Here is a 14121-nt window from a genome sequence, read left to right on the forward strand (position 1 = left end):
GAGCCGAGGAGCCGCCTCGGGCGCTCCACGCCGGCGTCCGGAGCGCCCGCTAGCCTGGGGGCATGACAGTGCAGTTCGGCCGTTATGCGCCGCCCACGCACACCCTCGTGCATCTGAGCGATCCGCATCTCCTCGCGGGAGGCGCAGCTCTCGGCGGGCGCTTCGACGTCGATCGCACGCTGGCGCGCACGCTCGCCGCGATCGAGAACGCGGTCGAACGGCCGGATGCGATCGTGGTCACCGGCGATCTCGCCGACCTCGGCGAGCCCGACGCGTACCGGCGGCTCCGCGCCGCCGTCGCTCCCGTCTCGGAGCGCCTCGGCGCTCCGGTCATCTGGGTCGCGGGCAACCACGACGAGCGCGCCGTGCTGCGCGAGCACCTTCTCGATGCTCCGCCCACGGAGGACCCGGTGACCGGGGTGTGGGATCTCCGGGGCCTGCGCGTGATCGCGCTCGACTCGACCGTCCCCGGCTGGCATCACGGCGACGTGGACGCCGAGCAGCGCGCCTGGCTCGCCGAGCAGCTGAGCGAGCCCGCCCCGCACGGCACCCTCCTCGCGATGCACCACCCGCCCGTGCCCAGCCACATCCCCTTCTTCGACATCCTGGAGCTGCGTCATCAGGACGAGCTCGCCGAGATCCTGCGCGGATCCGACGTGCGCGGGATCCTCGCCGGACACCTGCACTATTCGCTGCACGCGACGTTCGCGGGCATCCCGGTGAGCGTCGCGAGCGCCACCTGCTACACGATGGACGTGGCGAGCCCGGGCGACCAGGTGAACGGCATGGACGCCGCGCAGTCGTTCCAGCTCGTCCACGTGCGGCCGGAGACGATCGCGCACACGGTGGTCCCTGTGGTCGAGGCGATTCCGGTGGACACCTTCAGCCCGGAATGGGTCGCGAGGATGGAGCGGCTGACACCCGAGGAGCGCCTGGAGGCGTTCTCGCGCAAGCCGGGGCGGTGATCTCGGGCGGCTAGGATGGACGCATCCCCCTTCCCTGTTCGCCATCACCCACGAGGATGTGTCCATGGCCGCCGTTGCGCCTGCCACCCGCACCACACGAACCGAAACCGACTCCCTGGGAAGCAAGGAGATCCCTGCGGACGCGTATTGGGGGATCCATACGCTCCGCGCCGCCGAGAACTTCCCGATCACGAAGCGACCGATCTCGGTCTACCCCGAGCTGATCGAGGCGCTCGCGATGGTCAAGCAGGCCAGCGCCCGGGCGAACAAGGAGATCGGCGCCCTCGACGCCGAGCGCGCCGACCTCATCGACGCCGCGGCGCAGAAGGTGATCAACGGCGAGTTCCACGACCAGTTCATCGTCGGCGTCATCCAGGGCGGCGCCGGCACGTCCACCAACATGAACGCGAACGAGGTCATCACCAACATCGCGCTCGAGCTGGCCGGCCGCGAGAAGGGCGACTACGCGTTCCTCTCGCCGATCGACCACACCAACCGCAGCCAGTCCACGAACGACGTGTACCCGACGGCCGTCAAGATCGGCCTCTCGCTGAACCTGCGCTCGCTGCTGGACGAGCTCGACCTGCTGCGCGTGTCGTTCCTCAACAAGGCGCGCGAGTTCCACGACGTTCTGAAGGTCGGCCGCACGCAGCTGCAGGACGCCGTGCCGATGACCCTCGGCCAGGAGTTCCACGGCTTCGCGTCGACGCTCGGCTACGACCACACGCGTCTGACCGAGAACGCCTGGCTCATGTACGAGATCAACATGGGCGCGACGGCGATCGGCACCGGCATCACCACGCACCCGAACTACGCGCCCGCCGTGCTGAAGCACCTGCGCGAGATCTCGGGTCTGGACCTCGCCACGGCCAGCGACCTCGTCGAGGCGACCAGCGACACCGGGTCCTTCATGTCGTTCTCGTCGTCGCTCAAGCGCAACGCGATGAAGCTGTCCAAGATCTGCAACGACCTGCGACTGCTCTCCTCCGGCCCCCAGGCGGGCCTCGGCGAGATCAACCTGCCCGCGATGCAGGCGGGGTCCAGCATCATGCCGGGCAAGGTCAACCCCGTCATCCCGGAGGTCGTGAACCAGGTGGCCTTCGCCGTCGCCGGATCCGACATGACGGTGACGATGGCGGCCGAGGCCGGTCAGCTGCAGCTGAACGCGTTCGAGCCCGTGATCGCCCACTCGATCTTCCAGTCGATCACCTGGATGCGCCAGGCGATGTGGACCCTGCGGGTGAACTGCGTCGACGGCATCACCGCCAACCGCGACCGTCTGGGTGCGATGGTGGGCTCCTCGGTGGGCGTCATCACCGCGCTGACCCCGTTCATCGGCTACGCGGCCTCCGCGGCGCTCGCCAAGACGGCCCTGCTGACCAACCGCAACGTCGCCGACCTCGTCGTCGAGGCGGGGCTGATGTCGCGCGAAGAGGTCACCAAGCAGCTGTCGCCCGCGCGCCTGTCCGGTCTGGAGACGATCACCGCGGCGATCCCGGTGATCCCGTCGAAGGACGTCGACGCCGGGGCCTGACCCGACGCACCGCACGAACGGTCCGCCACGCGCTGCAGTGGCGGGCCGTTCGGCATTCCTGCTCTTGCATTCCCGGGATCTATGCGCTTAGATCGACGAAGAGCGAGAATCTATGCGCTTAGATCCAGTCGATGGACGCTTCAAGGAGGAAGACGTGAAAAGCAGGACAGCTCTGGCCGGGATCGCGGCTCTCGCAGCGATCGGCCTCGCGCTCACGGGGTGCGGCCGCGCGGACGGCGGGTCGTCCGCCCCCAGCGCCACGGCGGTGCAGCTCGACGACGCGCCGGCCAAGGGAACCATCACGATGTGGGCCATGGGAGCCGAGGGGGAGGCCCTGCCCGACTTCGTCAAGACCTTCGAGAAGGCGAACCCGGGCGTCACCGTCACGGTGACCGCGATCCCCTGGGATGCCGCGCACAACAAGATCCAGACCGCCATCGCGGGCGGCAACACCCCGGACATCGCGATGATGGGCACCACCTGGATGGCCGATTTCGGGGACTCCTTCGGCACCGTGCCCGCCGGGATCGACACGTCGGGATTCTTCGACGCGGCGGTGAGCTCCACCAAGGTCGGCGACCGGGCCGCGGGCATCCCCTGGTACGTCGACACCCGCGTGCTGTACTACCGCACCGACATCGCCGCGAAGTCCGGCTGGACCAAGGCTCCGGCCTCCTGGGAGGAGCTGCAGAAGATGGCGGCGGACATGCAGTCCCAGGGCGGGGCGAAGTGGGGGATCCGCATGCCCGCCGGAAACGACTCCTTCCAGGGCGCGCTGTGGATGCCGTGGTCGGCCGGTGCCGAGGTGACCGACGGCAAGAAGTGGACGCTCGACACCCCCGAGATGACCAAGGGGATCGAGTACTACAAGAGCTTCTTCGACAAGAAGCTCGCGGACCCGAACGCCGACACCTCCGCAGGGGCGGTCGAGTCCGAGTTCGTCGCCGGCACGACGCCGATGGTGGTGGAGGGGCCGTTCCTCCGGGGCCAGCTGGCCTCGGTCGGCGGTGCGGACTTCGCGAGCAAGTACGCCACGGCCGTGCTCCCGGCGGACAAGTCCTCGGTGTCGTTCAGCGGCGGTGCGAACCTCGTGGTCTTCAACGGCAGCAAGAACGCCTCCTCGGCGTGGAAGCTCGCGCGCTGGCTGGCGGATCCGAAGGTGCAGGCCGATTTCTACGCCGCGACCGGCGATCTGCCCGCGGCGAAGGCCGCGTGGCAGGAGAAGTCCGTCTCCTCCGACGCGAGCCTGTCGACCTTCGGCACCCAGCTGGAGACGGCGAAGGCTCCGCCCGTGACGACCTCCTGGGTGCAGGTGGCGGCCAAGGGCGACCAGGCGCTCGAATCGATCCGCCGCGGCGGGACCTCGGTCGCCGACGCGCTCAAGAAGCTGCAGTCCGACGCCGACACGATCGGGCTGAAGTGAGATGACGTCCACCGTCCTCCCCGCCGCCGGAACCCGGACGGGCTCCGGCGGCGGGAACGACCGGGCGGGCGGCGGCATGTTCGCGGCCGCCCGCCGCCGCCGGGCGCTCATCGCGTGGGGCTTCGCCCTGCCGTTCGTCCTGGTCTTCGGCGTGTTCATGATCGTGCCGATCGTGGGCTCGTTCGCGATGTCGTTCACCGACTTCACCGCCCGCGACATCGGCTCGCCGTTCGCCGTGGACGCCGTCGGCCTGCAGCAGTACGTCGCGCTCTTCCGCGATCCGCGATTCCTCACCTCGCTGGGGGTCACGGGGGTGTTCGTGGTGGTGGGCATCCCCGTCACGATGATCGTCGCGTTGGCCCTCGCCCTTGCGCTGAACAGCGGCCAGGGACGTCTGGTGGCGTTCTTCCGGGTCGGGTTCTACGCGCCCGTGGTCACCAGCATCGTGGCCGTCGCCGTCGTCTGGCGCTACATCCTGCAGCCGGACGGCCTGCTCAACACCGCGCTCGCGGCGATCGGCATCGCAGGGCCCAACTGGTTGAACGATCCCGCCTTCGCCCTGCCGTCGCTCATCCTCATGGCGGTGTGGCGCAACGTCGGCACGCTCATGGTCATCTTCCTCGCCGGGCTCCAGGCCGTGCCGGAGGACGTCACGGAGGCGGCGATCATGGACGGCGCGTCGCCGTGGCGGCGGCTCGTCTCGGTCACCCTGCCGCTGCTGCGTCCGACGCTCCTCCTTGGGGCCGTGCTCATCTCGGTGGGATACCTGCAGTTCTTCGAGGAGTCCTTCGTGATGACCAAGGGCGGCCCCCTGGACTCGACGCTGTCCGTGGCGTTCTACACCTACCAGCAGTTCGGCTTCGGCGAGTACGGCCTCGCGTCCGCGGCCAGCTACGTGCTGTTCCTCGTGATCGCGCTCGTGAGCCTGCTGCAGTTCCGCCTGCTGCGTTCGAAGGACTGACCCATGGCTCTCGCACACACAGAAGCCCCGATCCGGTCCCGCCGCGCCCGCCGGCTGAGCGGCCGGGCGACCTCCTACGCCGTGCTGACGGTCGGGCTGGTGATCTGGCTCGTCCCGTTCGTCTGGATGGTGCTCGGATCCGTCAAGACGCAGGGCGAGATCCTGCGCCGGCCGCCGACCTGGTGGCCGCAGGCGCCGACCGGGGAGAACTACGCGCAGTGGTTCGGCCCTCTCGACTTCTGGCACTTCTTCGGCAACAGCCTGATCGTGGCGCTCGTGACGGTGCTCGGCAACCTCGTGTTCTGCTCGATGGTCGGCTATGCGCTCGCGAAGATGGAGTTCCCCGGCAAGCGGATCCTGTTCGGCGCCGTCATGGTCACGCTCATGGTGCCGGGCGTGGTGACCTTCGTGCCGCTGTTCGTGATGGTGTCCAAGCTGGGGCTGGTCAACAGCTATCCCGCCCTCATCCTGCCGTTCATCACGGCGCCGCTCGGGGTGTTCCTGATGCGCCAGTTCATGGCGGGGATCCCCGACGCGCTGCTCGAGGCGGCACGCCTGGACGGCGCGGGGGAGTGGCGGATCTTCCGCTCGGTCGTCATGCCGCTGTGCGGACCGCCCCTGGCGACGCTCGGGATCCTGACCTTCCTGGGCTCCTGGAACAACTTCCTGTGGCCGCTCGTGGCGGCGCAGACCGAGGACATGTACACGCTGCCGGTCGCCCTGTCGCTGTACTCGACGGGCCAGAACGCCACCGACTACGGGCTGCTGCTGGCAGGTTCCGTGCTCGTGATCGCCCCGATCCTGCTGCTCTTCGTCTTCCTGCAGCGGTGGTTCATCCGGGGCGTCGCCACGACCGGCCTGAAATGACGCAACGAGGGAGAGGGACATCCATGAGGGATGAGTTTCGGACGACGGACGAGGGCGTGCGCTTCCGCGACCTCAACGGCAACGGAGTGATGGATCCGTATGAGGATCCTCGGCTGAGCGCCGAGGAGCGGGTCGAGGACCTGCTCGGCCGCCTGTCGATCGAGGAGAAGGTGGGGCTCCTGTTCCACACCGTCATCGAGATCGGCGACGAGGGCGAGCTGCGCGAGGAGCCCGGTGCCATCTCGAAGTCTCCGACCTCGGTGGTCGTGCTGGGCAAGCACCTCACGCACTTCAACGTGCACGGCATGCGCACCGCACGGGAGGGCGCGCGGTGGAACAACCGGCTCCAGGCCCTCGCGGCCCGCAGCCCGCACGGCATCCCGGTGACCATCAGCACCGACCCGCGGCACGCCTTCGTGGAGAACTCGGGCGTCGCCTTCGCCGCCGGCCCGTTCTCGCAATGGCCCGAGCCCCTGGGGCTCGCCGCGCTGGACGACGTCGACCTGGTGCGGAGGTTCGCCGAGATCGCGGGCAGGGAGTACCGCGCGGTGGGGATCAGGATGGCTCTGCACCCGCAGGTCGACCTCCCGACCGAGGCGCGCTGGGGGCGCCAGGCGCAGACGTTCGGGTACGACGCCGAGCGCGTCGCCGAGATGACCGGCGCGTATCTGGAGGGCTTCCAGTGGGAGCGGCTCGGTCCCGACAGCGTCGCGTGCATCACCAAGCACTTCCCGGGCGGCGGTCCTCAGTTGGACGGCGAGGACGCGCACTTCCCCTACGGTCGCGAGCAGGTGTACCCCGGCGGGCGCTTCGAGGAGCATCTGCGTCCGTTCGTCGAGGCGATCCGTCGCGGCACGGCGGGGATCATGCCGTACTACGGGATGCCGGTGGGGCTGGTGCGCCACGGGGAGCCGATCGAGGAGGTCGGCTTCAGCTACAGCCGGCAGATCGTCACGGATCTGCTGCGCGAGGAGCTCGGCTACGACGGCGTCGTCCTGAGCGACTGGGAGCTCATCAACGACAACCACGTCGGGGATCAGGTGCTGCCGGCGCGGGCGTGGGGCGTCGAGGAGTTGTCGCCGCGGGAGCGGCTGCTGCGGCTGCTGGACGCCGGTGTCGATCAGTTCGGCGGCGAGGAGTGCGTCGAGCTCCTGCAGGAGCTCCTCGCCGAGGGGGCGGTCGCGGAGGAGCGGATCGACCGGTCCGCGCGGCGCATCCTGCTCGTGAAGTTCCGGCTCGGGCTCTTCGACGACCCGTATGTGGACGAGGACGAGGCCGAGCGCATCGTCGGCGCGGCGGAGTTCCGCGCCGAGGGGGAGCGTGCTCAGGCCGAGTCCGTCACCGTGCTGCAGAACCGGGACCGCACGCTGCCGCTGTTCCGCGGCGGGCGTCCGAGGATCTACGCCGAGGGCGTCGCGACGGACGCGCTCGCCGGGTACGGGGACCGCGTCGCGGCTCCCGAGGAGGCGGAGCTCGCGCTGGTGCGGATCGGCGCGCCGTTCGAGCCGCGGGACGACCTCTTCCTGGAGGCCTGGTTCCATCAGGGCTCCCTCGAGTTCCCGCCGGGCCTCGTCGCACGGCTGCGACGGATCGCCGCGCACTGCCCGCTGGTGGTGGTCGTGAACCTCGACCGTCCCGCGATCCTCACGCCGCTCGTGCCGTTCGCCGCGGCGATCGCCGTCGAGTTCGGCACCTCGGATGCCGCCCTGCTCGCGGCGCTCTCCGGGCGGATACCGCCGCGCGGCGTGCTCCCCGTCGACATCCCGCGTTCGATGGACGCGGTGCGGGCGGCGTTCGCCGACATGCCGGACGGCACCGAGGATCCGGTCTTCCGCCGCGGCACCGGCCTGACGATCGGCTGAGCGCCCGCTCAGTAGAATCGCTCCGAAAGCGAGGTGCTCATGGCGTCGAGCCGACCCACCGTCTACGACGTGGCGCAGCGTGCCGGAGTGTCGATCGCGACGGTCTCCTTCTCGTTCCGCCGGCCCGACCGGGTGCGCGAGGACACGCGCCGCCTCGTCCTCGAGGCCGCGCGTGAGATCGGCTACGTGCCGAGCGGATCCGCGCGGAGCCTCGCTCGCGGGCGCACCGGGGTGCTCGGGCTGCATCTCTTCGACATGCTGCTCGACCAGGAGCCCGGGGCGTCGCCCTCGGCGGACGGGAGCGCCCGGGTCGACCTGGACGAGCTCGACCTCGACGCCGACGCGGTGACCTGGGACGCCGCCGCGGACGAGCGGGAGAGCGATCCGCGCACGTTCCCGCTGTACGTCGACGAGGTGCAGCGCGGGTTCGTGCTCGAATGCAAGCGCAACGGCACGGCGGTGCTCCTCTCCAGCGGAGGCGTGGGCGTCTCCGACCTTGCCGACACGGCAGGGCGGGTGGACGGTCTCGCGATCCTCCCGGGACGTTCGACGGCCGCGGCGATCGAGGCGGTGGCCGCACGGGTCCCGGTCGTGCAGCTGAGCAAGCGCGCGGGCATCGGACACCGCGTCACGGTGGACAACGCCGGCGGCATGCGGAAGCTCGTGCAGCACCTGCACGACGTGCACGGCGTCGAGACGTTCGGATGGGTCGGGGCCATCGGCGAGGACGATCTGGACGAGCGGCGTGAGGGCTTCCTCACCGCGGTGCAGGACATCCGCGGCGCCCGCGCCGAGACCCTCGACGACGCCGACCTCGAGCGGATGCCCGCCTATCCCGTGCTGCGTGAGCGGGTCGCGGCGGGGACGCTCCCCGCCGCCCTGGTCTGCGGCAGCGACCAGACCGCGCTGCGCGTGATGGACGTGCTCCGCGGCGAGGGGATCCGCGTGCCGCAGGACGTGCTCGTGACGGGCTTCGACGGCATCATGGCGAGTCGGCTCTCGACGCCGACGCTCACGACGGTGCGCCAGCCGATGGAGCTGATGGGACGCATCGCCGCCCACCTGCTCCTGACGGATCCCGGCGACGGAACAGTGCCTCCGCGCACCGTGAGACTCGCGACGGACCTCCGCGTGGGCGGCAGCTGCGGCTGCTGACCCTCGCGGCGGCGGACGTCAGTCCAGGATCCGGCAGTGCGTCGTGAGTTCGCCGATGCCGTCGATGCCGACCGTGACGGTCGAGCGGTCGCGGAGGAAGATCTGCGGGTCCCGAGAGTATCCGGCTCCGCCGGGGCTGCCGGTCGAGATGAGCGTGCCCGGACGCAGGGTGAGCGAGCGCGAGAGATGCGCGATCAGGGTCGACACCGGTCGCACCATCTGCCCGGTCGACGCGTCCTGCACCCGGTGGCCGTCGACGACGGTCCAGATGTGCAGGTCCTGCGGATCCGGGATCTCGTCGGCCGTCACGACCACGGGGCCGGTAGGGGAGAACCCGTCGAAGGATTTGCACCGCGACCACTGCGCCTCGGCGAACTGGATGTCGCGCGCGGTGATGTCGTTGACCACCGTGTAGCCCCAGACATGGTCGAGCGCGTCCTCGGCCGTGACGTCCTTGGCGGGTGCGCCGATGATGACGCCGAGCTCCGCCTCGTAGTCGACCGACTCGGACAGCGCCCGCGGCCACGACGTCGTCTGCCCGTGCCCGGTGAGCGAGTTGGGCCACAGCGTGAACACCGTGGGAGCAGTGTCGGTCTTGAGGCCGAGCTCGCTCGAGTGCGCCGCATAGTTCAGCCCCACCGCGAGCACGACGGGGGGAGCGAGCACCGCGGCGCTGAAGCCGAAGCCGTCGAGGGGGTGCACCGGGGCATCGCCGTCGGCGTGGGCCTCGCGGACCCGGGCGAGGAGGTCGTCGCCGCCCTCGATGAGCTGCTGGAGTGTGGCAGGGGCCGGATCCACGAGATCGGAGACGAGCGTCGCGCCGTCGCCGTCGATGACGGCGAGGACGGGAATGTCGGACTCGGGACGGCGCAGATGAGCGAACCGCATGCATCCACGCTACCGGGCGCATCCGCGACCCCGCCCGAGCGAGCCTCTAGGCTTTGGGCATGAGCTTTGGAGGACACGGCGATCCTGCCGCGCAGCGCCCGGCCTCGCGACCGTCGGCGCAGCCGACCTCGTACGGGACACCGTCCTCTGCGCAGCCGCAGTACGCGCAGCAGCCGCAGTATGTCCAGCCGCAGAGCTACCCGCAGACGGCGTCGACGCCGATCTCACCGGTGTACGGCTCCGTGCTGGCGCAGCGGCCGGAGCATCACGGCGCGGTCGCCTACGACGCATACACGCCGCCGGCTCCGGTGCAGGCAGTGCCTGCGCTGCCGGTCCCTTCGGCGAAGGGGCGCCACGCCTCGGTCTGGGCGTTCGGCGTGCTGGGCTTCGTACTGCTGGGGCTCATCGCGTACTTCGTGTGGGCGCTCGGCCCCGCGGCGTCGATGATCGGCATGGTGCTCGCACTGGTGCCGCTCACGATCGTGTTCTTCGGCGTGTTCTTCATCGACCGCTGGGAGCCCGAGCCCCGGTCGCTCGTCGCGTTCGCGATCGCGTGGGGCGCGATCGCCTCGATCGGGCTGGCGCTGCTCGTCGACCTGCTGCTCACGCTGCTGGTCGGGGAGCGGAGCTCCGATCTGGCGGCCGTGATCCAGGCGCCGATCGTCGAGGAGTCGGCCAAGGGCCTGGGCGTGTTCCTGATCTTCCTGATGGCGCGGCGCACCTTCGACGGTCCCGTCGACGGCATCGTCTACGGCGCGCTCGTGGGCGCGGGCTTCGCCTTCACCGAGAACATCCAGTACTTCGCGATCAGCCTGATCGAGGGCGGGGCTCCCGATCTGACCGTCACGTTCGTGCTGCGCGGGCTCATGTCTCCGTTCGCGCACGCGATGTTCACGTCGGTGACCGGCTTCGCGATCGGACTGGCGGCGCGGCGCGGCGCCTCCGCCGCGCGGGCGCTCGGCTTCGGCGCCGTCGGCCTCCTCGGGGCCATGGCCCTGCACGCCCTGTGGAACGGGTCGTCGATGATCGGCAACTTCTTCGTGCTCTACTTCGTGCTGCAGGTGCCGCTGTTCATCGGCTTCATCGTCGCGGTCATCCTCTTGCGCAAGGAGGAGGCCCGGCTCACCTACGCCCGCCTCGGCGACTATGCGGCCGCGGGGTGGTTCACGCCCCAGGAGGTGTCCATGCTGGCCACGCCCGCCGGGCGCCGTGCGGGCCTGCAGTGGGCGAGCGGACTCCGCGGCGACCGCCGTCCGATCATGCGCGGGTTCATCAAGGACGCGACGACGCTGGCGTCCGTGCGTCAGCGCATCATCACCGGACGGGATCCGCTGGCCGCGCAGGACGAGCAGGCGCTGCTGCACCGCACGCACGCCGCGCGAGACGCCCTGCTGGCGCTGTGAGCCCGCTCAGAGGTCGCTGAAGTCGTCCCCTGGGGCGGCGATCCTGGTGACCGTGCCATCGACGCTCTCGTGCTCGACGTAGACGGAGCCGACGTCTCCCGGAGTGACGAGGGAGTTCGTCCCGGGCTGCTGCGTCGATTCCGAGACGAGGATCTGATGCACAGCGCCGGAGGTGTCGGTGAAGGACGCCGTGGGGGTCGCACCGGCGGCGATCGTCGCCTCCTTGGTCATGCCGACGGACACTCCGATGGCGCTGCGCAGGGAGACGCCGGCGGACGCGGCGGCAAGGAACGTGATCCTCGCCTTCGCGGAATCGGCGTAGACGCTGACGATCACTCCGTCCCATTTCGTCGTCGTGACGTCCCAGGGATCCGTATGGTGCTCCTGGGACACCGGCGCGCCGAGTGTTCGAGAGAGGAGCTGGACGACCGCGTCTCCATCATCCAGACGTGCGGTCCCGGCCACGGCCCCTGAGGCGTCCGCGGCATCCAGATGGCCCAACGACAGCGACAGGGTCGCGATCGCCGCCGGCGTCGGCGACGCGGTCGACGACGGCGTGGGTGCGGGAACTGCTGAGGTCGTCGGGCTGCTCGACGTCGCGGCCGGCGGAGTGACCGCAGCGCACGACGTGAGGACAAGCGCGACGAGGACGGTCGCGGGGGCTCGCAGTACTCGCATGAGATGAATCTAGGGGTGGACGAGACTCGACCGGTGGCTTCCGATATAACGGGACCGCATCGGATTCTGTGCGCGGCGCGGATGCGGTGATCGCAAGACTCAGCGCCCGGTGCTGCGGCGATGCCTGCAAGTCCTCCGGGCGCTGAGTTGATCTGAAAACAGGTTGCACCCGCCGTACGGCGATGTCAAGGATCGCTTCGGGAAACCGCGGAGCCGGCGGGTGTTCGCCGTCGGCGCAGTGCCTCGCGTTGACCTCGCTGTGCGCGCTCGGGTTGGATGGAAGCATGACTGAGCGCACCAAGCCCGAGTTCGACGCCCCTACCGGACCCGCTCCCACGGAGCTCGTGATCCGCGACATCATCGAGGGAACCGGCGACGAGGCCAAGCCCGGCGACACCGTGACCGTGCACTACGCCGGAGTCGAGCACGACACCGGCGAGGAGTTCGACTCCTCGTGGGGCCGCGGCGAGACCATCCAGTTCCCGCTGCGCGGCCTGATCCAGGGCTGGCAGGAGGGCATCCCCGGAATGAAGGTCGGCGGTCGCCGTGAGCTGATCATCCCGCCGCACCTCGCGTACGGACCCGCCGGATCCGGTCACTTCCTCGGAGGCAAGACCCTGATCTTCATCATCGATCTCATCGCCGTCGGCTGAGCGGATCGGAACGAAGGCCCCGTCGTCCGGCGGGGCCTTCGTCGTGTCGTCGACAGCTCTCCGAAAAAGTTCTGCGAGCCGGGAATGCATTCAGATGAATGTAGGTTGGACTCTCATGTCGCCGAGAGCGGCCCCTACGAACACTTCCGACGAGGAGCACCCATGACCATCGACATCCCCGGTTACCGCAGCGGCACCTGGAACCTGGACCCCGCCCACAGCGAGGTCACGTTCAGCGTGCGTCACATGATGATCTCGAAGGTGCGCGGCACCTTCGGCGTGAAGAGCGCCACCCTCGTCGCTCCGGAGAACCCGCTCGAGGCGCGCGTCGAGGCGAGCGTCGACGTGACCTCGCTGAGCACCGGGGACGCCGGTCGTGACGGCCACCTGCTCTCGGGCGACTTCTTCGACGTCGAGAAGTACCCGACGATGGACTTCGTCTCCACGGGTGCGCGCGCCGAGGGCGGCGAGCTCTACGTCGACGGCGACCTGACGATCCACGGCGTCACCAAGCCGGTCACCTTCGAGCTCGACTTCGGCGGCTTCGGGGCCGACCCGTACGGCAACTACAAGGCCGGCGCGTCGGCGAAGACCGTGATCAACCGCGAGGACTTCGGCCTCACCTGGAACGCGGCGCTGGAGACCGGCGGCGTGCTCGTGGGCAAGGACGTCACCATCACGCTCGACCTGCAGGGCGCGCTCCAGGCGTAAGCCCCGGACGACCGTCGAAGGGCGGATGCCGCAGCGCGCGGCATCCGCCCTTCGTCGTCGTGCCGCATGTCTGCAGGCAGCGCGTCTCAGGCGTCGCTCTGCGCGATGAGCCGTGATCCCACCGCACGCAGCGACACGGCGGCCCAGGTGCGGAACGGACGCCAGCCCTCCGCGATGCGCGCGAGCTCCGCATCGTCGGGAGCGTGATCGAGCCCGTAGAGGGCCTGGACGGCGGCGCGCGTGTGGTCCTCCTGGGTCGACAGCACGTCGGTGAGACCGCAGGAGCGGATCACGATCAGGGCGCTGTAGAAGGGGCCGATGCCGGGCAGCTGCTGCACATCGAGCATCGCGTCGGCCGGAGGCATCGCTGCGAGACGTCGCACGTCGAGGCGGCCGTCGAGGGCGGCCCGGGCGATCGCATGCAGTCGCGGGATCCGGTCGGCCGGGAGCCCCGGGAACGCATCGACGCCGAGCAGCTGCTCGGGCAGCGGGAGAGCGGCCTCGGTGCGGCCGGCGACCTCGAAGACCGCTCCGTGCTGCTGCGAGAGCCGCTGGCGCAGCGCGATCCCCTGCCTGCGGGCGCGGCGGGCGGACAGGACCGCCCAGACGGCGGCCTCGTAGGGGCTGTAGAAGTTCGAGGGGCGGAAACCCGGTGCGGCCGCGTGCACGCGCGCGAGCACCGGATCCGCGGCGCACACCGCCGCCCACGCCTCACCATCGTGATCGGCGGACACGACACGGGCGACCTGCGCGGCGATCGCGGTCGGGTCGCCCTCCCCGTGCACGGTCAGGGCGAGCGCGCCGTCGTGCTGTCGCACCTCGACCCCGACCTGGGCGTCGAGCGCGTCGGTGCAGAAGGCCAGGCGCATGACTCCGTCGAAGGCCGCCTCGTCGCGGTGGCCGAACCCCATGAGTGCGACCTCGCGGAGGTCGTACGGCCCCACGAGGGGCAGCGAGATGGTGCGGGTGGCGGTGCTCATGCCCTCACTCTGCCCCGGGGCGGGGACATTCGCCTCCGCTT

13 protein-coding genes are annotated in these 14121 nt (G+C 70.1%); 10 read left to right on the forward strand and 3 right to left on the reverse strand.

Annotated elements, in window-relative coordinates:
- The first annotated feature begins 62 nt into the window (after positions 1 to 62).
- From RL72_RS15380 to RL72_RS15410, 7 genes are all read left to right on the forward strand, one after another.
- Positions 63 to 965, forward strand: coding sequence for a metallophosphoesterase (locus tag RL72_RS15380; protein ID WP_045251756.1), 903 nt, complete (start codon positions 63 to 65; stop codon positions 963 to 965).
- Positions 966 to 1029: 64 nt separating this feature from the next.
- Complete coding sequence (locus tag RL72_RS15385) at positions 1030 to 2499, forward strand: aspartate ammonia-lyase (RefSeq protein ID WP_045251757.1); 1470 nt, start codon at positions 1030 to 1032, stop codon at positions 2497 to 2499.
- A 154-nt stretch (positions 2500 to 2653) separates the two neighbouring features.
- Positions 2654 to 3922: an extracellular solute-binding protein gene (locus tag RL72_RS15390; protein ID WP_045251758.1), complete on the forward strand. Its 1269-nt coding sequence runs from the start codon at positions 2654 to 2656 to the stop codon at positions 3920 to 3922.
- Between the two features lies 1 nt (position 3923).
- Positions 3924 to 4883 carry a carbohydrate ABC transporter permease gene (locus RL72_RS15395; protein ID WP_082072441.1) on the forward strand — a complete coding sequence of 320 codons (960 nt, stop codon included), beginning with the start codon at positions 3924 to 3926 and terminating at the stop codon, positions 4881 to 4883.
- A gap of 3 nt (positions 4884 to 4886) precedes the next feature.
- Positions 4887 to 5750 (forward strand): carbohydrate ABC transporter permease, encoded by an 864-nt coding sequence (locus tag RL72_RS15400; RefSeq protein ID WP_045251759.1) that lies wholly within the window; start codon positions 4887 to 4889, stop codon positions 5748 to 5750.
- A 23-nt stretch (positions 5751 to 5773) separates the two neighbouring features.
- A complete protein-coding gene (locus RL72_RS15405) occupies positions 5774 to 7612 on the forward strand; it encodes a glycoside hydrolase family 3 protein (protein WP_045251760.1) in 1839 nt (612 codons plus the stop codon).
- A gap of 39 nt (positions 7613 to 7651) precedes the next feature.
- A complete protein-coding gene (locus RL72_RS15410; protein ID WP_045251761.1) occupies positions 7652 to 8767 on the forward strand; it encodes a LacI family DNA-binding transcriptional regulator in 1116 nt (371 codons plus the stop codon).
- Positions 8768 to 8785: 18 nt separating this feature from the next.
- Here the strand turns inward: RL72_RS15410 and RL72_RS15415 are convergent, their stop codons facing one another.
- Positions 8786 to 9655, reverse strand: coding sequence for a fumarylacetoacetate hydrolase family protein (locus tag RL72_RS15415; protein ID WP_045251762.1), 870 nt, complete (start codon positions 9653 to 9655; stop codon positions 8786 to 8788).
- A 59-nt stretch (positions 9656 to 9714) separates the two neighbouring features.
- Between RL72_RS15415 and RL72_RS15420 the strand changes: the two genes are divergently transcribed.
- Positions 9715 to 11058: a PrsW family intramembrane metalloprotease gene (locus RL72_RS15420; protein WP_082072442.1), complete on the forward strand. Its 1344-nt coding sequence runs from the start codon at positions 9715 to 9717 to the stop codon at positions 11056 to 11058.
- 6 nt (positions 11059 to 11064) lie between these two features.
- Here RL72_RS15420 and RL72_RS19925 read toward each other — a convergent pair whose 3' ends face one another.
- Entirely contained in the window at positions 11065 to 11736 is a 672-nt protein-coding gene (locus RL72_RS19925) for a hypothetical protein (protein WP_156156815.1), read from the reverse strand.
- Positions 11737 to 12020: 284 nt separating this feature from the next.
- On the opposite strand from RL72_RS19925, the gene RL72_RS15430 reads away from it, so the two are divergent.
- Together RL72_RS15430 and RL72_RS15435 are read left to right on the forward strand one after the other, a co-directional pair.
- Entirely contained in the window at positions 12021 to 12389 is a 369-nt protein-coding gene (locus RL72_RS15430) for an FKBP-type peptidyl-prolyl cis-trans isomerase (RefSeq protein ID WP_045251764.1), read from the forward strand.
- 162 nt (positions 12390 to 12551) lie between these two features.
- Entirely contained in the window at positions 12552 to 13100 is a 549-nt protein-coding gene (locus tag RL72_RS15435) for a YceI family protein (RefSeq protein WP_045251765.1), read from the forward strand.
- A gap of 86 nt (positions 13101 to 13186) precedes the next feature.
- Here the strand turns inward: RL72_RS15435 and RL72_RS15440 are convergent, their stop codons facing one another.
- A complete protein-coding gene (locus RL72_RS15440; protein ID WP_052674460.1) occupies positions 13187 to 14080 on the reverse strand; it encodes a DNA-3-methyladenine glycosylase family protein in 894 nt (297 codons plus the stop codon).
- Positions 14081 to 14121: the final 41 nt, after the last annotated feature.

It is taken from the genome of Microbacterium azadirachtae, from assembly GCF_000956545.1.
GTDB classification, from domain to species: Bacteria; Actinomycetota; Actinomycetes; order Actinomycetales; family Microbacteriaceae; genus Microbacterium; species Microbacterium azadirachtae.